Here is a 22,433-nt window from a genome sequence, read left to right on the forward strand (position 1 = left end):
AAGTAGTATGCTAAATTATATTTATAGCTTCAGTGTTGTGTTTAAAATAACTCCAAAAGTTATACTTAAGATTACTAGTTAATAATGTATTTTCCACTAATATATTTTTATGTGTAATATTAAAACATAAACGATAAAAGTGTTTTTCTAATGATGAAATTCCAAGGTAAGGCATCAAAACAATAAAACTTATTAAAGTTTCATTTATAATTTTTTTAGCTTTTTCAGGAGATTTAGCACCTATTGTCTGTATATTATGCAGTCTATCAAATAACTTTATCAGAAGTACATCATGTTTCTTCTCTTTGTATAACATCTCTACCATTTCAGCAGAACTAATCTTTATACCATTCTCCTTAATCCTCGTCAAATCCATTACTTGATTGGCTATATTCTCTCCAAATTCTTGTAATATTTTCTCCTTGGTAAGTTCTGTATCCTCTATAGTATCATGCAATATACTAGTTACTAGTATATCTGTTCTAAATAAGTAATCTGATATCATATATGCTACTTCTATCGGATGTGAATAAAATGGTTCTCCTGATTGACGCATCTGACTACCATGATATTTCTTAGCATAGTATATAGCTTTCCTTACCTCCAATACACCCACTGGTGGTACTTTTACTACACTATTTAAATATATTACTTTATCTAATAACTTCTTAGCATAAATACATATCTCAAAATTTGTTTGATAACCTTCTATCTTTTTCATTAATGCTTATTAATTATTTTCAATACTTTTTACCTAAATTTTCCAAGTAATCCTATATCTTTTGATTATATGATTATATATATAACAGCTGTGATTTCTCCACCAGCATATGATCCAACAAAAAAGCCAGTTTTTCATACCTACCACTATGCTCGTTCAGCAACATTGTTATCAATCTCTATTTTACCATTATCTAAAAACCTCATTACAGAGTTGCCTCATTATTTAGAGAACATAAGCAATAGCTCTATTCTTGGCACTTTTTTAAGTAGTATATGATACAATATCTCCTGTTAACTCTGTTGGTTTTATAAAAAAGTTATCTTGTTGAACCGTAAAAACAAATTCATTATTAACAAAACAGTTATTTTATTGTTGTTTATCTTGTATACCAACATCATAATTATTGAGTCTTGTTAAACCATCTATTGGTATAACAGCATCAAAGGATTTTATTATTATTAGATCTCTTGCGAAACTGGAGTTTAAAGAATAAAAGTTAGTTGTAACTTCATATACTTTGATCTTACATTATAACTATGTCTATAAATCACACATTTTTTCCACTATATTCCACAATTTAACTGATACGTAAATCACCGCACAAATTGATTATACTGTCTGTCTGATCATCTGGTAACATTGTTTCTAAATTAATGTCTGCACCACCTAATATGAAAGATTTTAAAATATTACAATTGTTAAACTCCATAATACTGTTTAATACTGTTTCACCACTATTATTTTTAGTATTGACATCAGCACCATTGTGAATTACTAAATCTAAGCTATCAAATATAACAGCATAGTGTAATGGTGTTTCACCACTATTATTTTTAGCATTGACATCAGCACCATAGACCATTAGCAATGATACTAACGCTAAGTTACCAGACTCAGCAGCAAAGTGTAATATTGTTTCGCCACTATTAGTTTTAGCATGAATATCAGCTTTATTTTTAATCAACCAATTTACTAAATTTAAGTTACCAGACTCAGCAGCAAAGTGTAATATTGTTTCGCCATTATTAGTTTTAGCATGAATATCAGCTTTATTTTTAATCAACCAATTTACTAAATTTAAGTTACCAGACTCAGCAGCAAAGTGTAATATTGTTTCGCCATTATTAGTTTTAGCATGAATATCAGCTTTATTTTTAATCAACCAATTTACTAAATTTAAGTTACCAGACTTAGCAGCAAAGTGTAATATTGTTTTAGCATTATTGACATTAGCACCATTGTGAATTAGCAAAGATACTAAATCTAAGTTACCAGACTCAACAGCATAGTGTAATGCTGTTAGACCATTATCGGTTTTAGCATTAACATCAGTACCATAGGCAATTAGTAAGTATACTAAATCTGGGCTACCATAATCAACTGCAGAACATAATATTGTTTCACCACTATTAGTTTTAGCATTAACATCAGCACCATGGGAAATTAGCAAAGATACTAAATCTAAGTTACCAGACTCAACAGCATAGTGTAATGCTGTTAGACCATTATCAGTTTTAGCATTAACATCAGCACCATAGGCAATTAGTAAGTATACTAAATCTGAGCTACCAAAACTAACAGCATAGTGTAATACTGTTTCACCATTATCGGTTTTAGCATGAATATTAGCTTGATTTTCAATCAACCACTTTACTAAGTATAAGTTACCAGACTTAACAGCATAGTGCAATGGTGTTTCGATACGATCAGTTTTAGCATTAACATCAGCACCATTTTTAGCTAATAATTTCGCTGAATCTAAGTTACCATTCTTAGCAGCACAGTGTAATGATATTACACCATGACAATTTGTAGCATTAGGATTAGCACCATGTGTGATTAATAATGGCACTGATTCTACACAGCCAAGTTGAAGTCCAAGATGTAATAACTGGTCCTTATTACTATCTGATATATCATTTATTCTCTTATTCAGCTCTGATGGATCTACTAATAAGGTTATTATAGGAAGCATTTGAGTAATGTTTGTGTTTATAGTAGTTGATAAAAAGTCCTTTTGACCATATTGTTCCAAAACAACTTTATCGTTTATGGTAGCCAAATAATGTATTGTATGTTGTGTTAATTATATCTGTTTTTGGTGAGGGTGGCTTAAATCTCTTTTGGGTATATTCCCCGCCGCTTGCGGCGTAATATGGCGGAATGAGCAAATATATACATAAAAGTCATAATGTTACGGTACTGCTGTATCACATGGTATTTCCAGCAAAATATCGCCGAGCAGTGTTTGACGTATCAGTTGATCAAGTATTACGAGAAATATGTTTAGAGATAGAAAAGAGATATCAAATAAAATTTTTAGAAATAGGGGTTGATGAAGATCATGTCCATTTTTTGGTACAATCTGTACCAACCTATAGCGTAACAAAAATAGTAACAACAATTAAAAGTGTTACAGCTCGTCAAATATTTAGACAGTGTCCACAGGTAAAGAAACAATTATGGGGTGGAGAATTTTGGACTGATGGATATTTTACGAGTACGGTAGGTAAGCATGGAAATGAGAATATGATAGGAAAATACGTAAAAAACCAAGGCAAGGAATATCAGAAACTGCATGAGGATCATCAGCTAGCTTTCTTCTAAAATACCCCGCTGCTTGCGGCGGGGATTACTTTTATTTGATCTGATATTGGAATCTTCATGTCTCTTTGTATAAGTTATAGTTGCCGGAAAAGCACATTCAGCTAATATTGGTTTGTAAGTGATATTAATAAAAACACTATTATGTTCAAATAATAGATTACTTGCCGGAATCTGTACTACTGCTAAAGGTACTAATTTATATTCTAAAATGTTACTCAAATTGAGACAAAACTTACGCTATGTTATAGCAAATATGCTAAAAACTCTTATTACACAGCAATGTTTTATAGTGAAGCACTTCATAATATCCCTTAATTCATGGGCATTATATCAAACATAGCGTAAGTTTTGGAGATTTATATTTAGAGAAAAGTCGTAATGTATAGTATTAATGTCTTTTATCAAAAGTGATAAATTATTATTATAATACGTTATATATTCTGGGGTGGTGGTCCGAGACAATGTGCATGTTGTAGTGTTATTGACAACAAAATGAGTACTATGTTGAGTGTGGGTAAATGAAGCAAAAGTATTATAAGTACTCACGTTATTGATTATTTTACTGGTAATAGTTACGATGCTTATATCAACATTGAGTATCCTATTACTATAACTTAATGTAATATTACATAATATTATACTAACATTATTATTAGTACGAGATGCATAATACTTATTTGCTTTATAAGTGTGATGTGCACTACCGTATTGTGTTTGCCTATGCATAGTGGTAGAGCGTATTTGAAGTTCAATATTACCTTTATTACTACCACCTGATATGACTAAATGTATTGATTGATATCCATTATTCTTCGGATATCTAATATAATCAACAAACTGTGATGTTATGGTATTATAATGTAGATGAATTAATTTAGAAAAATCGTAGGCTCTGTCCAAATAAGTGTGGGAATTTCTCAAAGGTTATATAAAAATATAATATAACAAAAGGAGAAATTATATGCACCAAAAACAAAATGAAGCAATGAATCAAGCGATAGATTTATTAATAAATAATGATACAGATATATCAACATTACTTAAAGAGGATGGTTTATTAAAGCAATTAACCAAACGGCTTGTAGAGAAGGCATTGCATTCAGAGATGAATAATCACTTAGGATATGATAAATATTGTCATACTGATAGTGATAATGTTCGTAATGGTAAGAATGTAAAGAATCTAGTAACAAATAATGGAGTTATAGAGATTGAGGTTCCAAGGGATAGAAGTAGTACATTTGAACCTGCATTAATTCCAAAGCGTCAAAGACGTATTGAAGGATTTGATGATAAAATAATATCGTTATACGCTAAAGGAATGAGCTTATCTGATATTAAGATTCAAATGCAAGAATTGTATGGAGCTGACGTTAGCGAAAGTTTGATAAGTCAAATTACTGATGATGTAATTGAGGATGTCAAGATATGGCAAAGCCGACCATTGGATCGAGTATATGCTATAGTATTTTTTGACTGTTTAGTAGTAAAAGTACGTCAAGATAAACGAATTATCAATAAGTCTGTATATGTAGCATTAGGTATTGATTTATCTGGCAGGAAGGATATTTTAGGATTGTGGATCAGTGAAAATGAAGGAGCAAAATTTTGGCTTGGTAATTTTACTGAGATGAAGAACAGAGGTATGCAAGACATGCTTATTGCTTGCAGTGATAATTTAACCGGTATGTCTGAGGCGATAGAGGCAGTTTTTCCGAAAACCGAACATCAATTATGTATTGTACATCAGATTAGAAATAGTTTAAAATATGTATCATATAAAGACCGAAAAGAATTAGCGGCTGATTTAAAGCCTATTTATACTGCTAGCACAGAGGAAGAAGCACATCTTGCTTTAGAATCTTTTGAAGCTAAATGGAGTAAACAGTATCCACAAATTGCTAAATCTTGGTATGTTCATTGGGAAAATTTAATGGTTTTTCTAGGATACCCTGAGGCGATAAGGAAAGTAATATACACAACAAATAGTGTAGAATCTGTCAATAGCCAATTACGTAAGGTTACCAAGAATAAACGGGTTTTTCCAAATGATAATGCCGTTTTTAAGACCTTATATTTGGCAATTGATTATATGACCAAGAAATGGGCTATGCCGATTCCAAACTGGAACGCAGCTATGGCTCACTTTTTGATAAAATTTGAAGGTAGAATTTAAGCCCTATGAAAAATTTACACACTTAATTAGAAAGACTCAAATCGTAACATGCTTTTTTATTTGGTACAATTGCTCTAAAAGCCAGAATATCATTAAGTGCTGTAATATGGATATCTTTAACAAGTGTTTTTATCCATATAGAATATGGGGACTTAATTCTGTAGCTTAGGCTCGCTTTTATATTTAGTTTTCTAAATATATTTCTGAATTGCTGTTCTATATTGTGAATTATATTATCTATGTCAGGATATAGCCAATGTATATAATGAAGAATTCTATTACGTTCTTCAGGATATTGAAGCTTAAAACATAAATCTTGTAAAAGATAAGCAAGGTCATTGTGTGCTGTATATGATAAAAGATAAGGGATATAACAATTAGTGATGATCTCTGATATATGCTGAGCATCGGTATTATTATACTCAAGGTTAAAGATACTCACCTTATGTAATAATGGAACAAGCGAAGTTAATATTGCCGTTTCCTGTAGTTTGGGATTAATAGTTAGTAACAGCTCATGAAAATGAACAAAACTTACGCTATGTTTGGTTCTAAATATCGTAAAGATGGAGAACGCAGCTGTTGTTGCATATAGTCATCTAAAAGCCCTAACTTTATTTGGTAAACCGTTTTACCGATTGTATTTGCAGTCCTTTTGAGAAATGCCCAAACTAAAAATGCCCAACTAATATGATTACGTTGAATACGCTGTTTCCTGCATTGACAACGTTCTATCCCAGTAAGTTGCTTAATTTCTCTGTGCATGCTCTCAATTACCCATCGAAAGCCACACTCATCTTGTGCAGCTTTAGAAGATTTGTGAGTTTTGTTATTGGTAACAACATACTCAACTCTGTTGGTAGAAACAGTAAATTTAAACAAATTAACATGCTTATTTTTAGCAAAGCCTTTTATATGAATCTCTACTCCATGCCTGATCTCTTCATCTGAAAATGTCAACTCTTTTACAGCTTTATAAGGTTTAGAATCGTGTGTTTTACTAACGTTTCTATTGGCTTTAATAGGGGCATAATAATATTTCCCCAGAGAGTCAACATGTTGCATAATTTTGTGTGTAGAATACCATGTGTCAAAAAGTACTGTTTGAAAAGGAATCTTCTTGCTATAAACAGCATTATTTAACATGTTTAATAGGTGTTCTAGTTTTGTTGCTCCATCATGATCAGGTGCAAAAATTCGATAATCTATTACCCAAAACTTATTAATATCAGGGTTATAATATACCAGACTCACTACTCCTATACCTTTAGTAACTCTACCTGTAGCTCCACTGTACTGCGATCTTGCAATTTCTATTTGCTTCGTATTCCTTTTATTTAAAACCGTATCATCAAATATTGTATATCCATTAGATGAAAAAATAACATCATTCTTGATGTGTTCCCATAACAAAGAAGGTGTATATTTTTCATTCCTTAAAAATCTATTAATAACATCATGACTACATTTCTTTGCATGTTCAGCGTAGTAGGTTAAACTATAATTCTTTTGGCTAACTATTAAAAATTGACAATAATCTGTCCTATTAATTGGTATTGCTTGCAACTTTATCCTCTTTGACATGTTTAATTATTTTTACAATAATTTATCACTTTTTTACTCATAGCGTAAGTTTTGAAGTTTATCTTACCAAGATTATGTTTCTGCAGGACTTTATGTATAGTAGCCGTAGAAAACGAAATGTTATGTAAACGTTTTAGTTCATTCTGAATACGTCTTGCTCCTAATTTCCTCTCTTGTCGTAACACTAGTATTTGTTGCTCTGATATATCATTTAATTTCTGAAAAGGAAATGTATGCGGTTTCCTGCTTAAAGAATGCAGCTCCTCAATACCCAATAACTCATAACGTTTATACCATTTACGTAAGGTGAATCTTGAAATACCATAATAACTACACACTTTCCCTGCATTACCTGACTCTTAATATAATTTAACCCAACTCAAACGTATTTTAATCTTAGAGTCCATTTTGGTATTTTTTATAACTAAATTACATTTGAGCTTACATCCTTATTATAACTATGTCTATAAATCACACAAATGATCAGCTAATACTCTACCATTATTGCCATCACAAGGATAGTGTGATATATTCATATATGACCTCATATTGATTTATGGGTTGTTTCATTGACCGGTATATGCTCAAACTTTGGCTAGGATGAGCATCTATCGGTTTTTTCTTTTCTGTAATAATCTCCTTCTTTGTTCTCTATTACTACATCTCATATAACTAATAATTATATAAGCTTAAAACTTAAGTCAAGAATAATTCATACTTATGAGGTAATAATTATTTTTTATGCAGTATAATTATTATTAACGTGTTATATTTTGATATAGCAAAATTAGTTTTTAACATTTAGTGTATACTCCACACTATTCATCCCAACACTACCAGCCACTCGTCTTATCACATGATAATAGTTATTCCTAATCCAATCAGCCATAAATCTTGTTGGCATGTTCAGCGTAGTAGGTTAAACTATAATTCTTTTGGCTAACTATTAAAAATTGACAATAATCTGTCCTATTAATTGGTATTGCTTGCAACTTTATCCTCTTTGACATGTTTAATTATTTTTACAATAATTTATCACTTTTTTACTCATAGCGTAAGTTTTGACAATTTATTTTGTAGGAAAATTATGCTGGGTTACGTAAAAGAACAAACAACTTTGACCAGAGAGCAAAAAGAAGCTGCTGGTATTTTATCTACTACCACCTTTTTAGAATATTTTGACTTAATGCTATATGTTCATTTAGCAGTATTATTAAATGAACTATTTTTCCCTAAATATGAGCCTAGTGTTACTTCTCTTCTATCTGCTTTTACTTTTTGCTCTACCTTTATATTTAGACCATTAGGAGCATATATCTTCGGAAGAATTGGTGATAAATTAGGTAGAAAGTCCACTGTTATTATGACAACTACCTTAATGGCTTTATCATGTATAGTGATGGCTAATGCTCCTAACTTACGAGCAAATAGGTTATTTTGCTGCTGTATTAATCACAGTTTGCCGTGCAGTCCAAGGTATGGCATCCGTAGGCGAGATAGTAGGTGCAGAGCTATATTTAACTGAAATTACAAAACCACCTGTCCAATATCCTTTAGTTTCTTTTATTGCTGTAGCGTCAGTAATTGGAACTACAGCAGCACTAGCTGTAGCTTCTTTAGTTACTACACATGGATTGAATTGGCGTATTGCTTTTTGGATAGGTGCAGCTATCGCAGTCATAGGTGGTTATGCTAGAACCAAGCTTAGAGAAACACCTGACTTTGTAGATGCAAGTGCTAGACTTTTATGAAGATATGAAAAGATCAATTTAGACACAAAAGAACTAAAACATGATGAAATTTTTAACCAAAGACCTAGTAGAAAGACAACAATATATTTCTTTATAATGAGCTGTGCTTGGCCTATATGTTTCTATTACACTTATATTACTTGCGGTGAAGTATTAAAGAACTCATTTGGATATAGTGCTTCTCAGGTGATCCATCATAATTTTATCATCTCGATGTTTCATTTGGCTACTTTATCTTTTATATGTTTCTTAAGTTATAAAATATATCCTTTAAAAATTCTTAGAGTAAAATTAGTATTATTATTTATACAAAACTTACGCTATGAGTAAAAAAGTGATAAATTATTGTAAAAATAATTAAACATGTCAAAGAGGATAAAGTTGCAAGCAATACCAATTAATAGGACAGATTATTGTCAATTTTTAATAGTTAGCCAAAAGAATTATAGTTTAACCTACTACGCTGAACATGCAAAGAAATGTAGTCATGATGTTATTAATAGATTTTTAAGGAATGAAAAATATACACCTTCTTTGTTATGGGAACACATCAAGAATGATGTTATTTTTTCATCTAATGGATATACAATATTTGATGATACGGTTTTAAATAAAAGGAATACGAAGCAAATAGAAATTGCAAGATCGCAGTACAGTGGAGCTACAGGTAGAGTTACTAAAGGTATAGGAGTAGTGAGTCTGGTATATTATAACCCTGATATTAATAAGTTTTGGGTAATAGATTATCGAATTTTTGCACCTGATCATGATGGAGCAACAAAACTAGAACACCTATTAAACATGTTAAATAATGCTGTTTATAGCAAGAAGATTCCTTTTCAAACAGTACTTTTTGACACATGGTATTCTACACACAAAATTATGCAACATGTTGACTCTCTGGGGAAATATTATTATGCCCCTATTAAAGCCAATAGAAACGTTAGTAAAACACACAATTCTAAACCTTATAAAGCTGTAAAAGAGTTGACATTTTCAGATGAAGAGATCAGGCATGGAGTAGAGATTCATATAAAAGGCTTTGCTAAAAATAAGCATGTTAATTTGTTTAAATTTACTGTTTCTACCAACAGAGTTGAGTATGTTGTTACCAATAACAAAACTCACAAATCTTCTAAAGCTGCACAAGATGAGTGTGGCTTTCGATGGGTAATTGAGAGCATGCACAGAGAAATTAAGCAACTTACTGGGATAGAACGTTGTCAATGCAGGAAACAGCGTATTCAACGTAATCATATTAGTTGGGCATTTTTAGTTTGGGCATTTCTCAAAAGGACTGCAAATACAATCGGTAAAACGGTTTACCAAATAAAGTTAGGGCTTTTAGATGAATATATGCAACAACAGCTGCGTTCTCCATCTTTACGATATTTAGAACCAAACATAGCGTAAGTTTTGAAGTTTTAAAGACCTCTGTATTACAATTACCTTCAAATATTACAGGAGCAATAAGATTACCATTACAAAGACCAGCTATCATACTTATTCTAAATTTATGTTGATACACCTTTTCTCCATAACACCTTTGTCCTATAATGCTCCATCCATACTCTTTGCAAGCATTATCCTCTATTCCAGATTCATCAAAATATACTAATTTGTCTTTTGTGATGGTTTGTATCTTTGCTATAAATTCATTTCTTAATTTAATATCTCTTTTCAGATGAAAATGAGTTTTTTTATAGCTATAGCCAAGTTTTCTGATTTGTCTTAAAATAGTTACAGATGCAATATTACCCCATTGCTTTGCTAACTCCTTTGATGTTTTATCATATTAGCTTTAAAAAATTCTTTAAAAGATTCTGAATCTTTTATCTTATGACTATGTCCTTTCTGATAACCAGTTGCTGCTTCTAAAGTACCTTGCTTATCTTTTAATTTTTTCCATTTATATATAGTATCACGACTTATAGCATAAATCATTAAGATACTGACAATTTAATAGTACAAAACTTACGCTATGAGTAAAAAAGTGATAAATTATTGTAAAAATAATTAAACATGTCAAAGAGGATAAAGTTGCAAGCAATACCAATTAATAGGACAGATTATTGTCAATTTTTAATAGTTAGCCAAAAGAATTATAGTTTAACCTACTACGCTGAACATGCAAAGAAATGTAGTCATGATGTTATTAATAGATTTTTAAGGAATGAAAAATATACACCTTCTTTGTTATGGGAACACATCAAGAATGATATTATTTTTTCATCTAATGGATATACAATATTTGATGATACGGTTTTAAATCTCTTTTGGGTATATTCCCCGCCGCTTGCGGCGTAATATGGCGGAATGAGCAAATATATACATAAAAGTCATAATGTTACGGTACTGCTGTATCACATGGTATTTCCAGCAAAATATCGCCGAGCAGTGTTTGACGTATCAGTTGATCAAGTATTACGAGAAATATGTTTAGAGATAGAAAAGAGATATCAAATAAAATTTTTAGAAATAGGGGTTGATGAAGATCATGTCCATTTTTTGGTACAATCTGTACCAACCTATAGCGTAACAAAAATAGTAACAACAATTAAAAGTGTTACAGCTCGTCAAATATTTAGACAGTGTCCACAGGTAAAGAAACAATTATGGGGTGGAGAATTTTGGACTGATGGATATTTTACGAGTACGGTAGGTAAGCATGGAAATGAGAATATGATAGGAAAATACGTAAAAAACCAAGGCAAGGAATATCAGAAACTGCATGAGGATCATCAGCTAGCTTTCTTCTAAAATACCCCGCTGCTTGCGGCGGGGATTACTTTTATTCCTATAGAGCATTACTGGTTTAAGATAAAAAATGAAATTAGGAAAGTTGTAGAAGATTTTGAAACATTTTATGATGCTGTTTTTAATACTATTAAATTGTCAGTATCTTAATGATTTATGCTATATCAGATAGTATCCACAAGAATTTATCTTTACAAAACTTACGCTATGTTATAGCAAATATGCTAAAAACTCTTATTACACAGCAATGTTTTATAGTGAAGCACTTCATAATATCCCTTAATTCATGGGCATTATATCAAACATAGCGTAAGTTTTGTTTATAATCTAATGAATATTTTGTTTTGAAATTTAGGTATTTACTTAGAGCATCATTAATTTTTGGATTTTTATTTACCCATTTTTTACATTCTTCAGTATCATAAATTATATCATTCATTAATTTATAAATTTCATTACTTTTTATAAAATTTTCTAATATATGAATAAATTTTAATTTTATTGTAGAAAATATTAAAAAACTATACTCGACAAAAATCTAAAAGTAGAAATATGAGGAACAAATAAAATATCGAATAAGCAAAAAATCTTTTTGCCTGCTTATTATCAGCATTATCATAAAATAATGATATAGAATAATATAAAAACACTAAACCAAGTACCACAGCAATTACTAAATATATAATATTGCTCATACCTACAAAAAAAGGCATAAGAGAAGTCAAAAATAAAAGTACGCTGTAAATTAGAATTTGTTTCTTAGTATATAAAGCTTCTTTTATTACAGGCATCATAGGCACTCTACAGTTTTTATAATCATCGTTGCAAAATAAAGCCAAAGCCCAAGAATGAGGCGGCGTCCAAATAAAAATAATTAGAAACAATATTATAGAATCCAAAGACACGCTGCCACTTACAGAAGCATAACCTATTACAGGAGGAAGAGCTCCAGCTGCTCCACCAATAACAATATTTTGGATAGAACTACGCTTTAACCACATAGTATAGATACAAATATAATAAAAAATAGTAAATAACAATAATAATGCTGACAGAAAATTTACGCATAATGCCATAAAAAATACTGAAAAGAATGCCATTATCAATCCGAATGATAACGCTTCGTCAGCTTCTATAGCACCTCTTATTATCGGTCTTTTTTGTGTACGTTTCATTAAGGCATCAATATCCCTATCATACCACATATTAATCGCTCCAGCACTACCGGCACCTATGGCTATACAAATTAAAGCAATTACATTAATGAAAGGATGCAATGAATTAGGAGCAAGCCACATTCCAGAAAAGCCAGTAAAGACAACCAGCGACATTACGCGTGGTTTCATTAGTAAAATATAGTCTTTAACTGTGCTTTGAGGATAATTAACTTTATCTAAATTTATTGATTTTGTTAAAGAGTTCATATAAAATTTTTTTTACTAAATATAAAAAGTTTTAAGGTAAAAATCAACGATTGACTTTAATGCAAGAAATGTATATATTTTTTTGTAATTATAATTTAAAAGTTAAGGATATTTTCAGTGACAAAAATCGTACGTTCTAAATATAAAGCTAGTAGAAGACTTGGTATTAGCTTATGGGGTGATGGTAAAGATGCATTTAATACCCGAAATTATCGCCCAGGTCAACATGGACGCAATACCATGGTTAAAACCTCCGATTATGGGTTACATTTAAAAGCTAAACAAAGAATAAAATGCCATTACGGTCGTATCACTGAAAAGCAATTTAGAAATATCTTTGGATTTGCTCAAAAAATGAAAGGTAATACTGGTGAAAACTTCATTGGTTTACTTGAAAGTAGGCTTGACTCTATAGTTTACAGAATGAATATTGCACCAACTATTTTCTCTTCTAGACAATTAATATCACATGGTCATATTAAAGTAAATGGTAAGAAAGCTGATATAGCAAGTATGCGTCTTAAAGAAGGTGATGTTATAGAGATTAAAGAAGCTTCAAGACAAATGGGTATTATTCAAGAATCAGTTTCCAAGCAAGGTCAAACAACACCTGATTATATATCATTTGATGTAGATTCACTAAGTGGTAAATATCTAAGAGTCCCAACAATTTCTGATGTTAGATATCCTTTCACTCCTGAAGTTCATTTAGTAGTCGAGCTATATTCTCGTTAATATCATGCTTGTTTAACTTAAAAAATACAAGTACTGCGGTACGAACTATATTAAGTAACTACCGCACCGTTCTTTGTCTTGTGGATTCCTCGCTCTTTTTCAAATTAAACTTCATCTACCTATAGTTTTTATATCTTTATCATTTAGGTGGGGTTGTTGCATAGATCGAAAAATATCTTCTGTGTGTCATCCTAGATAGTATAGCATAAGTCATTAAGGTACTGACAGAGCGAGAGTATCATGTTATAGTAAGCAAATATTAACAAGCATGTAAAGAGATATGGCACGAGCATATGCAATAGAACTAAGACTAAGAGTTATAAAAGCTGTAGAAGCAGGGATATGAATAAGTAAGGTAAGTAAATTATTTAATGTAAGTCGTGATACTATATATAAATGGAAAAAATTAAAAGATAAGCAAGGTACTTTAGAAGCAGCAACTGGTTATCAGAAAGGACATAGTCATAAGATAAAAGATTCAGAATCTTTTAAAGAATTTTTTAAAGCTAATATGAATAAAACATCAAAGGAGTTAGCAAAGCAATGGGGTAATATTGCATCTGTAACTATTTTAAGACAAATCAGAAAACTTGGCTATAGCTATAAACAAAACTCATTTTCATCCGAAAAGAGATATTAAATTAAGAAATGAATTTATAGCAAAGATACAAACCATCACAAAAGACAAATTAGTATATCTTGATGAATCTGGAATAGAGGATAATGCTTGCAAAGAGTATGGATGGAGCATTATAGGACAAAGGTGTTATGGAGAAAAGGTGTATCAACATAAATTTAGAATAAGTATGATAGCTGGTCTTTGTAATGGTAATCTTATTGCTCCTGTAATATTTGAAGGTAATTGTAATACAGAGGTCTTTAAAACTTATATTAGGGATGTATTAATTACAGAATTACAACCTGGGCAAACCGTTATTATGGATAACATTAATTTTCATAAAAATTCTAAAGTTAAAGAGTTCATTGAATCCGTTGGTTGTACCATATTGTATTTACCAACTTACTCTCCTGATTTAAATCCTATAGAGCATTACTGGTTTAAGATAAAAAATGAAATTAGGAAAGTTGTAGGAGATTTTGAAACATTTTATGATGCTGTTTTTAATACTATTAAATCTCTTTTGGGTATATTCCCCGCCGCTTGCGGCGTAATATGGCGGAATGAGCAAATATATACATAAAAGTCATAATGTTACGGTACTGCTGTATCACATGGTATTTCCAGCAAAATATCGCCGAGCAGTGTTTGACGTATCAGTTGATCAAGTATTACGAGAAATATGTTTAGAGATAGAAAAGAGATATCAAATAAAATTTTTAGAAATAGGGGTTGATGAAGATCATGTCCATTTTTTGGTACAATCTGTACCAACCTATAGCGTAACAAAAATAGTAACAACAATTAAAAGTGTTACAGCTCGTCAAATATTTAGACAGTGTCCACAGGTAAAGAAACAATTATGGGGTGGAGAATTTTGGACTGATGGATATTTTACGAGTACGGTAGGTAAGCATGGAAATGAGAATATGATAGGAAAATACGTAAAAAACCAAGGCAAGGAATATCAGAAACTGCATGAGGATCATCAGCTAGCTTTCTTCTAAAATACCCCGCTGCTTGCGGCTGGGATTACTTTTATTTGTCAGTATCTTAATGATTTATGCTATAGTGTAAAAACCAAAATATGGGGTGATCAAAAGTTTCATAACTCGTATAAATATAGCTGGATACCTAGTAAATTACCAACATTAATTATTGGAAGCCATGATGATAGGTTACTTCCTATTGAACTATTTCTGGAAGATAAAGAATGGTTTCGTCCTAATATAAAAATTGTCAAATTATATAACACAGGACACTTTCCTTGGTTAAGCTGCTTTGATCAAATTAATGAAGAATTATCAGGACTAGTGAAAGAACTAATTGAACAACACTAAAAGTTCTACTGCTTTGGTATATTGATTCATTTATATTTTTTAGAAAAATAAATCAATTTCTAAATGTGGAAGCTCATCTTCAGAAAATATAGAGAAAGTCTTTAATTCGGCTAGTGTATTATCCTGCCTTAACCATTCCACCTTTTTGGGAATATTCTCACTTAAATCCAAGCTTTAAAGGAATTTGCATGCTTGATAAATTTTCTGCATCACAATGGATCTCAACCTTCTTAACCTTCAAAACTCTAAAAGCCAATAAAGCCATTATATGAGTTGCAGTAGTAGCATAACCTTTAGATCTTTGACTTTTTCTTATGAAATATGCAATACCAAATTGCGGCACTGACCAACCTAATTGAATGGGCGGGAATGCACATCTGTCAACAATATTAGATGCTTCCGACATTCCTCTTCAACCGATTCTAAAGTTGGAGGAGTCGAAGACCAATTAAGCCATTTTACACAATCCTCATAACCATCCATCATCGCTTGATATAAGCCTTTTCCGTACCCGGCTTTAGGCATTTGTAACTTTAGTTTTGATGTTTCAATTACTTCCGGTAAATCAATTAAAATGCGGTTCATAAAAGTTATATATTTATAAAAAATTTATGAGTTTCACTTCTTGGTAAGGTGCTTCAACTGAATGCCCATCAATAAACACCACAATCGCCCATCTTGAAAAAGACTTGCCAATCTCAGATTTATCTATTTGTTCCAATTCGAAGACCAGGACTACTTTCTGCTATTGCGATAGTAAATGATCCTGAATCGAAGTGAGGCTTTGCAAGATACTGACCCGATACTGAATAATCATATTTGAGAAACCTTAATAATATGTGTGGTGTATCAGTATCAAATATTTTGGATAAAGTATTTGGATAGTCTTTTTCAAAATTAGCTAATATATCTTTAATAGTATAATAAACAATATCCCATAATAGAGCAGCGTTTTTTAAAAATATTCTGAGCGTTTCATGTTTTTTAATAAACAAAACTTACGCTATGAGTAAAAAAGTGATAAATTATTGTAAAAATAATTAAACATGTCAAAGAGGATAAAGTTGCAAGCAATACCAATTAATAGGACAGATTATTGTCAATTTTTAATAGTTAGCCAAAAGAATTATAGTTTAACCTACTACGCTGAACATGCAAAGAAATGTAGTCATGATGTTATTAATAGATTTTTAAGGAATGAAAAATATACACCTTCTTTGTTATGGGAACACATCAAGAATGATGTTATTTTTTCATCTAATGGATATACAATATTTGATGATACGGTTTTAAATCTCTTTTGGGTATATTCCCCGCCGCTTGCGGCGTAATATGGCGGAATGAGCAAATATATACATAAAAGTCATAATGTTACAGTACTGCTGTATCACATGGTATTTCCAGCAAAATATCGCCGAGCAGTGTTTGACGTATCAGTTGATCAAGTATTACGAGAAATATGTTTAGAGATAGAAAAGAGATATCAAATAAAATTTTTAGAAATAGGGGTTGATGAAGATCATGTCCATTTTTTGGTACAATCTGTACCAACCTATAGCGTAACAAAAATAGTAACAACAATTAAAAGTGTTACAGCTCGTCAAATATTTAGACAGTGTCCACAGGTAAAGAAACAATTATGGGGTGGAGAATTTTGGACTGATGGATATTTTACGAGTACGGTAGGTAAGCATGGAAATGAGAATATGATAGGAAAATACGTAAAAAACCAAGGCAAGGAATATCAGAAACTGCATGAGGATCATCAGCTAGCTTTCTTCTAAAATACCCCGCTGCTTGCGGCGGGGATTACTTTTATTAAAAGGAATACGAAGCAAATAGAAATTGCAAGATCGCAGTACAGTGGAGCTACAGGTAGAGTTACTAAAGGTATAGGAGTAGTGAGTCTGGTATATTATAACCCTGATATTAATAAGTTTTGGGTAATAGATTATCAAATTTTTGCACCTGATCATGATGGAGCAACAAAACTAGAACACCTATTAAACATGTTAAATAATGCTGTTTATAGCAAGACGATTCCTTTTCAAACAGTACTTTTTGACACATGGTATTCTACACACAAAATTATGCAACATGTTGACTCTCTGGGGAAATATTATTATGCCCCTATTAAAGCCAATAGAAACGTTAGTAAAACACACGATTCTAAACCTTATAAAGCTGTAAAAGAGTTGACATTTTCAGATGAAGAGATCAGGCATGGAGTAGAGATTCATATAAAAGGCTTTGCTAAAAATAAGCATGTTAATTTGTTTAAATTTACTGTTTCTACCAACAGAGTTGAGTATGTTGTTACCAATAACAAAACTCACAAATCTTCTAAAGCTGCACAAGATGAGTGTGGCTTTCGATGGGTAATTGAGAGCATGCACAGAGAAATTAAGCAACTTACTGGGATAGAACGTTGTCAATGCAGGAAACAGCGTATTCAACGTAATCATATTAGTTGGGCATTTTTAGTTTGGGCATTTCTCAAAAGGACTGCAAATACAATCGGTAAAACGGTTTACCAAATAAAGTTAGGGCTTTTAGATGACTATATGCAACAACAGCTGCGTTCTCCATCTTTACGATATTTAGAACCAAACATAGCGTAAGTTTTGTAAATTTAGAATAGTGTTTTTCAATAATTGGAGGATAATGAAAAAAATCTTTACTATCATTATAAATATCATCCTCAGGGTTACGATGCTTAAAACCGATATCACCTCTCCGATGTAAAGGAGAAATTTTTAAATCTATATGCTGCTTTATATTCTCAGGAAGTTTTAGGAATTCAAAAAAAACTATAGCTTCTTCTATTTGAGTTTTTTTAACCGAAAAAGGAATTAATGCATAAGGTTTTTTATACAAGCTTTCAATATTAATCACCTTGCCATTCTCCAAGTTTTGTAGTATCTAATAAATTTAAAAAGTGATATCAAATATTAATTTAAAAATCAATAATTATTATGCATCCAGAAAAAAATGATAACTAATTTTATTAATACACTTTTTGAGCCAGATAGTCCATGGGATAAAGTAGCACAATATGTTGAGGGGAAAGGGAATTTTATACATTCAATACTTAATATCGAGACTATTTATGATTTGCATTATGGTCTTATCGATTTTCGTAAAAGTTTCCCTGATATAACCCAAATTGTTGAATCAGTTGGAACTTTTGATAATGGACGTTTAATTACTAAAACTTTTTCTTCAGCAACCTTTAAAAAAGATTTTGCTAATTTAAATGCAAATGGTAAACACTGGCATACCCCAAGTATATTGGGAATTTGAATTAAATAATGGAAAGATTTCGGTTGCTTCAGAATTAGCTAACCACCATGCAATCAATAACCAATTAGGTGTTGTATTATTCAAAGCACCATTTGAGTTAGAAAATTAAAGTAATATAGATATTTCATTAGCAGGTGATGGCTCTTTAATCAAAATTCCAAGAAACCAATTTATTTTCTGAACAATAAATAATACGCAACATAAAACCATCCAAAAAATCCATGAATAATTGCCCATAATATTGAATGGTTTACGTTAAATGAAATTACTATTGCAAGTATTGATCCAAGAGAAATACCACCATATCCTAAATAATGCATATATTATTCCTTTAATATTAATTAATATTATTATGTTACATTAATTACATTTTATTTCAAAAGCGTACCAAACAGGAAATGGATTATTTTGATTAATGTAAATTAATAGAATAGATAAATGTGGGGATAAGGAAAGTTTTTGAAAAGCAAACAATTAGTTAAAGATAGTGACAGTAAATATTTGGACTGAAGTAATTACTTAAAGTAATGTACTTAAATTTAGTCTTTAAGGAGGTAATCCAGCCGCAGGTTCCCCTACGGCTACCTTGTTACGACTTCACCCCAGTCGCTAATTTTACCGTGGTTGGCTGCCTCTTGCGTTAGCTCACCACCTTCAGGTAAAACCAACTCCCATGGCGTGACGGGCAGTGTGTACAAGGCCCGAGAACGTATTCACCGCGGCATGCTGATCCGCGATTACTAGCGATTCCAACTTCATGCTCTCGAGTTGCAGAGAACAATCCGAACTGAGATGTCTTTTAGGGATTTGCTCCACGTCGCCGTCTTGCTTCCCTCTGTAAACACCATTGTAGCACGCGTGTAGCCCAACCCGTAAGGGCCATGATGACTTGACGTCGTCCCCACCTTCCTCCGGCTTATCACCGGCAGTTTTCTTATAGTTCCCGGCATTACCCGCTGGCAAATAAGAATGAGGGTTGCGCTCGTTGCGGGACTTAACCCAACATCTCACGACACGAGCTGACGACAGCCATGCAACACCTGTGTGTGTGGTCCAGCCGAACTGAAGGAAAGCATCTCTGCGATCCGCGACCACCATGTCAAGGGTTGGTAAGGTTTTTCGCGTAACATCGAATTAAACCGCATGCTCCACCGCTTGTGCGAGCCCCCGTCAATTCCTTTGAGTTTTAATCTTGCGACCGTACTCCCCAGGCGGAGTGCTTAATGCGTTAGCTGCGAAACCGAGAGAAAATCTCCCAATATCTAGCACTCATCGTTTACGGCGTGGACTACCAGGGTATCTAATCCTGTTTGCTCCCCACGCTTTCGTGCATCAGCGTCAGTTGTAGCCCAGATGACCGCCTTCGCCACCGGTGTTCCTCCTAATATCTAAGAATTTCACCTCTACACTAGGAATTCCATCATCCCCTACTACACTCTAGATTAGTAGTTTTGAAAGCAATTCCGAGGTTAAGCCCCGGGCTTTCACTTCCAACTTACTAAACCGCCTACGCACTCTTTACGCCCAGTAATTCCGAACAACGCTAGCCCCCTCCGTCTTACCGCGGCTGCTGGCACGGAGTTAGCCGGGGCTTTTTCTGCAAGTAACGTCATTATCTTCCTTGCTAAAAGAGCTTTACAACCCTAGGGCCTTCATCACTCACTCGGTATTGCTGGATCAGGCTTTCGCCCATTGTCCAATATTCCCCACTGCTGCCTCCCGTAGGAGTCTGGGCCGTATCTCAGTCCCAGTGTGGCTGATCATCCTCTCAGACCAGCTACAGATCGTAGGCTTGGTGAGCCATTACCTCACCAACTACCTAATCTGACGCGGGCTCATCCATCAGCGATAAATCTTTCCTCCGTAGAGAATATACGGTATTAGCTTTTATTTCTAAAAGTTATTCCGTACTGATGGGCAGATTCCCACGTGTTACTCACCCGTCTGCCACTAACTAATTGGAGCAAGGCCCCTATTAGTCCGTTCGACTTGCATGTGTTAAGCATACCGATAGCGTTCGTTCTGAGCCAGGATCAAACTCTCAAGTTTGATTCTGTCAGTTTTACTTTAAAAAATTGACAGGTTTAATTATCACTTTTGTGATATGTACATGTTTACTGTCACTATCTATATCTAATTATTTACTTTTAAAAACAGCTGCGATTTTTTTCATTTGTCGCTCTCGATAGGTGTAGTTATAAGCAATATAATCGAACCTGTCAACTACAATTTTGAAATTATTTTTATTTTATAACTTATTACTACCCGGTATAAATATTTAATTTTAAAAGCCTTAAGAGCTGATACTTAAAGGTTTTTTATCTTTAATTACGTATTAAAATTTATTTTAAAAATTATAATCATTTTGCTTTAATTATAACAAAACTTAAAAATTCACAGGATATAATTATCTTTCATTTACTTATATTGCCACGTTTTACAGTTGATTCTTTTAATCTCTCCACATGAATTTTTTTATCTGTCATTTTTCTCTTTTCTTGCCTTTGGACAGCACGCTCATCAAGTTTCTTTTGACGGCACTGTTGCAAATAGGTATTGTGGGTGTATTTTGTGAAGGGAGTGAAATATGTTATGTATTAAAAGGCTAATAGATTTTCAGTAATAATTCTGATTTCGCCGTGAATACCTTGACCATATTTCCATAATTCAAATCTTCCTTTTTTAAACATTCGCATTATCTCAAATCCTTTAATAGTTGCATAAGCTGTTTTCATTGATTTAAAACCAAGAGTAGGTTTAATCAGTCGTTTCAGCTTACCATGATCAGATTCTATTATATTATTCAGATACTTAATCTGCCGATGTTCTAACTCTTGTGAGCATTTGCCTTCTGATTTGAGTAGAGTAATTGCTTTACTATAAGCTGGGTTCTTATCAGTATTAATTGTTTCCGGATGTGAATATTCTGGGATTGATTTCAAGGCTTTACCTAGGAAACACTTAGCAGCGTTAGCATTACGAGTAGATGATAGGTAAAAATCAATTGTATCCCCATATTTGTCTACAGCTCTATACAAATATGACCATTTACCTTTTACTTTAATGTATGTCTCATCTACTCTCCAACTAAACCCTGACTTAGGCTTCCAGCACCATTTTAATTTATCTAATATCTTTGGGGCATAATACTGAACCCAACGGTAAATTGTAGAGTGATCTACCTCTACACCTCTTTCCTCTAACATCTCTTCTAAATCTCGATAGCTAATACCGTACTTACAGTACCACCTTACTGCCCATATTATTATATCGTATTTAAAATGACGTCTCTTAAAAAAATTCATAAAGCTTATCTATAACAATTTATTCCCTATTCTTATATACTAATATTTCCTATTTGCAACAGGGCCAAATTAACTATTTCCACTGCCGCATCAGCATTTTCTACATAT

General features: G+C 32.3%; 27 protein-coding genes, 1 rRNA gene and 3 pseudogenes. 14 read left to right on the forward strand and 17 right to left on the reverse strand.

Translation table 11 applies throughout. The annotated features are described in order from the left end of the window. Positions 1-10 precede the first annotated feature (10 nt). The 4 genes from AAGD55_RS05565 to AAGD55_RS05575 all read right to left on the reverse strand — a co-directional run bounded on the left by AAGD55_RS05565 (position 11) and on the right by AAGD55_RS05575 (position 2,895). The gene (locus AAGD55_RS05565; protein ID WP_341792410.1) at positions 11-721 is read right to left on the reverse strand and encodes an HD domain-containing protein; all 711 of its coding nucleotides are present in this window, start codon (positions 719-721) and stop codon (positions 11-13) included. A 146-nt stretch (positions 722-867) separates the two neighbouring features. Next, a complete protein-coding gene (locus AAGD55_RS12360; protein ID WP_134820363.1) occupies positions 868-927 on the reverse strand; it encodes a hypothetical protein in 60 nt (19 codons plus the stop codon). A 374-nt stretch (positions 928-1,301) separates the two neighbouring features. Then, positions 1,302-2,759, reverse strand: coding sequence for an ankyrin repeat domain-containing protein (locus AAGD55_RS05570; protein ID WP_341792411.1), 1,458 nt, complete (start codon positions 2,757-2,759; stop codon positions 1,302-1,304). Between the two features lie 7 nt (positions 2,760-2,766). After that, positions 2,767-2,895 carry a hypothetical protein gene (locus AAGD55_RS05575; protein ID WP_341792412.1) on the reverse strand — a complete coding sequence of 43 codons (129 nt, stop codon included), beginning with the start codon at positions 2,893-2,895 and terminating at the stop codon, positions 2,767-2,769. Here AAGD55_RS05575 and tnpA (AAGD55_RS05580) point away from each other — a divergent pair. Further along, on the forward strand, positions 2,888-3,331 hold the full coding sequence (tnpA, locus tag AAGD55_RS05580; RefSeq protein WP_341790826.1) for an IS200/IS605 family transposase: 444 nt from the start codon (positions 2,888-2,890) through the stop codon (positions 3,329-3,331). The two genes, AAGD55_RS05575 and tnpA (AAGD55_RS05580), sit on opposite strands and share 8 nt — an antisense overlap. On the opposite strand, the gene AAGD55_RS05585 is transcribed toward tnpA (AAGD55_RS05580), so the two are convergent. Together AAGD55_RS05585 and AAGD55_RS05590 are read right to left on the reverse strand one after the other, a co-directional pair. Further along, complete coding sequence (locus AAGD55_RS05585) at positions 3,317-3,550, reverse strand: hypothetical protein (protein ID WP_341792413.1); 234 nt, start codon at positions 3,548-3,550, stop codon at positions 3,317-3,319. The genes tnpA (AAGD55_RS05580) and AAGD55_RS05585 overlap by 15 nt on opposite strands. Positions 3,551-3,661: 111 nt before the next feature. Beyond that, the gene (locus tag AAGD55_RS05590; protein WP_341792414.1) at positions 3,662-4,252 is read right to left on the reverse strand and encodes a hypothetical protein; all 591 of its coding nucleotides are present in this window, start codon (positions 4,250-4,252) and stop codon (positions 3,662-3,664) included. 40 nt (positions 4,253-4,292) lie between these two features. On the opposite strand from AAGD55_RS05590, the gene AAGD55_RS05595 reads away from it, so the two are divergent. Further along, entirely contained in the window at positions 4,293-5,507 is a 1,215-nt protein-coding gene (locus AAGD55_RS05595; protein WP_341790928.1) for an IS256 family transposase, read from the forward strand. A 534-nt stretch (positions 5,508-6,041) separates the two neighbouring features. On the opposite strand, the gene AAGD55_RS05600 is transcribed toward AAGD55_RS05595, so the two are convergent. The 4 genes and pseudogenes from AAGD55_RS05600 to AAGD55_RS05610 all read right to left on the reverse strand — a co-directional run bounded on the left by AAGD55_RS05600 (position 6,042) and on the right by AAGD55_RS05610 (position 8,101). Next, positions 6,042-7,091, reverse strand: a complete 1,050-nt coding sequence (locus AAGD55_RS05600; protein ID WP_341790834.1) for a transposase — start codon at positions 7,089-7,091, stop codon at positions 6,042-6,044. A 2-nt stretch (positions 7,092-7,093) separates the two neighbouring features. Further along, a complete protein-coding gene (locus AAGD55_RS05605; protein WP_341791742.1) occupies positions 7,094-7,429 on the reverse strand; it encodes a helix-turn-helix domain-containing protein in 336 nt (111 codons plus the stop codon). A 449-nt stretch (positions 7,430-7,878) separates the two neighbouring features. Beyond that, positions 7,879-8,001, reverse strand: a pseudogene (locus AAGD55_RS12365) (hypothetical protein); the annotation flags it as partial. Further along, complete coding sequence (locus AAGD55_RS05610) at positions 7,973-8,101, reverse strand: hypothetical protein (protein ID WP_341792415.1); 129 nt, start codon at positions 8,099-8,101, stop codon at positions 7,973-7,975. The pseudogene AAGD55_RS12365 and the gene AAGD55_RS05610, both read right to left, overlap by 29 nt. A gap of 176 nt (positions 8,102-8,277) precedes the next feature. Here AAGD55_RS05610 and AAGD55_RS05615 point away from each other — a divergent pair, with 176 nt between their 5' ends. From AAGD55_RS05615 to AAGD55_RS05625, 3 genes are all read left to right on the forward strand, one after another. Then, the gene (locus AAGD55_RS05615; protein ID WP_341792526.1) at positions 8,278-8,616 is read left to right on the forward strand and encodes an MFS transporter; all 339 of its coding nucleotides are present in this window, start codon (positions 8,278-8,280) and stop codon (positions 8,614-8,616) included. Then, a complete protein-coding gene (locus tag AAGD55_RS05620; protein ID WP_341792416.1) occupies positions 8,570-8,842 on the forward strand; it encodes an MFS transporter in 273 nt (90 codons plus the stop codon). The genes AAGD55_RS05615 and AAGD55_RS05620 overlap by 47 nt, the downstream gene beginning before the upstream one ends. A 363-nt stretch (positions 8,843-9,205) precedes the next feature. Beyond that, positions 9,206-10,255, forward strand: a complete 1,050-nt coding sequence (locus AAGD55_RS05625; RefSeq protein WP_341792417.1) for a transposase — start codon at positions 9,206-9,208, stop codon at positions 10,253-10,255. Between the two features lie 67 nt (positions 10,256-10,322). Here the strand turns inward: AAGD55_RS05625 and AAGD55_RS12370 are convergent. Both AAGD55_RS12370 and AAGD55_RS12375 read right to left on the reverse strand, forming a co-directional pair. Continuing rightward, a pseudogene (locus tag AAGD55_RS12370) lies at positions 10,323-10,595 on the reverse strand (transposase); the annotation flags it as partial. Positions 10,596-10,612: 17 nt separating this feature from the next. Further along, positions 10,613-10,786, reverse strand: coding sequence for a hypothetical protein (locus AAGD55_RS12375; RefSeq protein ID WP_410526121.1), 174 nt, complete (start codon positions 10,784-10,786; stop codon positions 10,613-10,615). 78 nt (positions 10,787-10,864) lie between these two features. On the opposite strand from AAGD55_RS12375, the gene AAGD55_RS05635 reads away from it, so the two are divergent. Continuing rightward, the gene (locus tag AAGD55_RS05635; protein ID WP_341792418.1) at positions 10,865-11,149 is read left to right on the forward strand and encodes a hypothetical protein; all 285 of its coding nucleotides are present in this window, start codon (positions 10,865-10,867) and stop codon (positions 11,147-11,149) included. Positions 11,150-11,158: 9 nt separating this feature from the next. Next, entirely contained in the window at positions 11,159-11,602 is a 444-nt protein-coding gene (gene tnpA / locus AAGD55_RS05640; protein ID WP_341790826.1) for an IS200/IS605 family transposase, read from the forward strand. A 518-nt stretch (positions 11,603-12,120) separates the two neighbouring features. Here tnpA (AAGD55_RS05640) and cyoE read toward each other — a convergent pair. Next, positions 12,121-13,023 carry a heme o synthase gene (gene cyoE, locus AAGD55_RS05645; RefSeq protein WP_341792419.1) on the reverse strand — a complete coding sequence of 301 codons (903 nt, stop codon included), beginning with the start codon at positions 13,021-13,023 and terminating at the stop codon, positions 12,121-12,123. Between the two features lie 117 nt (positions 13,024-13,140). Here cyoE and rpsD point away from each other — a divergent pair, with 117 nt between their 5' ends. The 3 genes and pseudogenes from rpsD to tnpA (AAGD55_RS05660) all read left to right on the forward strand — a co-directional run bounded on the left by rpsD (position 13,141) and on the right by tnpA (AAGD55_RS05660) (position 15,384). Beyond that, positions 13,141-13,758: a 30S ribosomal protein S4 gene (rpsD, locus tag AAGD55_RS05650; RefSeq protein WP_341792420.1), complete on the forward strand. Its 618-nt coding sequence runs from the start codon at positions 13,141-13,143 to the stop codon at positions 13,756-13,758. A 280-nt stretch (positions 13,759-14,038) separates the two neighbouring features. After that, positions 14,039-14,960: pseudogene (locus tag AAGD55_RS05655) on the forward strand (IS630 family transposase). Further along, positions 14,941-15,384, forward strand: coding sequence for an IS200/IS605 family transposase (gene tnpA, locus AAGD55_RS05660; protein ID WP_341790826.1), 444 nt, complete (start codon positions 14,941-14,943; stop codon positions 15,382-15,384). Before AAGD55_RS05655 ends, tnpA (AAGD55_RS05660) begins: the two are co-directional and overlap by 20 nt. Before the next feature lie 490 nt (positions 15,385-15,874). Here tnpA (AAGD55_RS05660) and AAGD55_RS05665 read toward each other — a convergent pair whose 3' ends face one another. Both AAGD55_RS05665 and AAGD55_RS05670 read right to left on the reverse strand, forming a co-directional pair. Continuing rightward, complete coding sequence (locus tag AAGD55_RS05665) at positions 15,875-16,123, reverse strand: GNAT family N-acetyltransferase (RefSeq protein ID WP_341792421.1); 249 nt, start codon at positions 16,121-16,123, stop codon at positions 15,875-15,877. Between the two features lie 298 nt (positions 16,124-16,421). Further along, positions 16,422-16,712, reverse strand: coding sequence for a hypothetical protein (locus AAGD55_RS05670; RefSeq protein WP_341792422.1), 291 nt, complete (start codon positions 16,710-16,712; stop codon positions 16,422-16,424). Positions 16,713-16,763: 51 nt separating this feature from the next. Between AAGD55_RS05670 and AAGD55_RS05675 the strand changes: the two genes are divergently transcribed. The 4 genes from AAGD55_RS05675 (at position 16,764) to AAGD55_RS05690 (ending at position 19,020) form a co-directional block, all read left to right on the forward strand. After that, entirely contained in the window at positions 16,764-17,048 is a 285-nt protein-coding gene (locus tag AAGD55_RS05675; protein ID WP_341791162.1) for a hypothetical protein, read from the forward strand. Between the two features lie 9 nt (positions 17,049-17,057). Continuing rightward, on the forward strand, positions 17,058-17,501 hold the full coding sequence (gene tnpA / locus AAGD55_RS05680) for an IS200/IS605 family transposase (protein ID WP_341790826.1): 444 nt from the start codon (positions 17,058-17,060) through the stop codon (positions 17,499-17,501). 117 nt (positions 17,502-17,618) lie between these two features. Further along, complete coding sequence (locus AAGD55_RS05685; RefSeq protein WP_341792423.1) at positions 17,619-18,338, forward strand: transposase; 720 nt, start codon at positions 17,619-17,621, stop codon at positions 18,336-18,338. Between the two features lie 370 nt (positions 18,339-18,708). Next, entirely contained in the window at positions 18,709-19,020 is a 312-nt protein-coding gene (locus AAGD55_RS05690) for a hypothetical protein (RefSeq protein ID WP_341792424.1), read from the forward strand. 547 nt (positions 19,021-19,567) lie between these two features. Here the strand turns inward: AAGD55_RS05690 and AAGD55_RS05695 are convergent. Further along, a 16S ribosomal RNA gene (locus AAGD55_RS05695) occupies positions 19,568-21,069 on the reverse strand. A 548-nt stretch (positions 21,070-21,617) separates the two neighbouring features. After that, entirely contained in the window at positions 21,618-22,325 is a 708-nt protein-coding gene (locus tag AAGD55_RS05700) for an IS6 family transposase (protein ID WP_341792425.1), read from the reverse strand. Positions 22,326-22,433: the final 108 nt, after the last annotated feature.

The organism is Rickettsia endosymbiont of Gonocerus acuteangulatus (genome assembly GCF_964026435.1).
Taxonomy (GTDB): domain Bacteria; phylum Pseudomonadota; class Alphaproteobacteria; order Rickettsiales; family Rickettsiaceae; genus Rickettsia.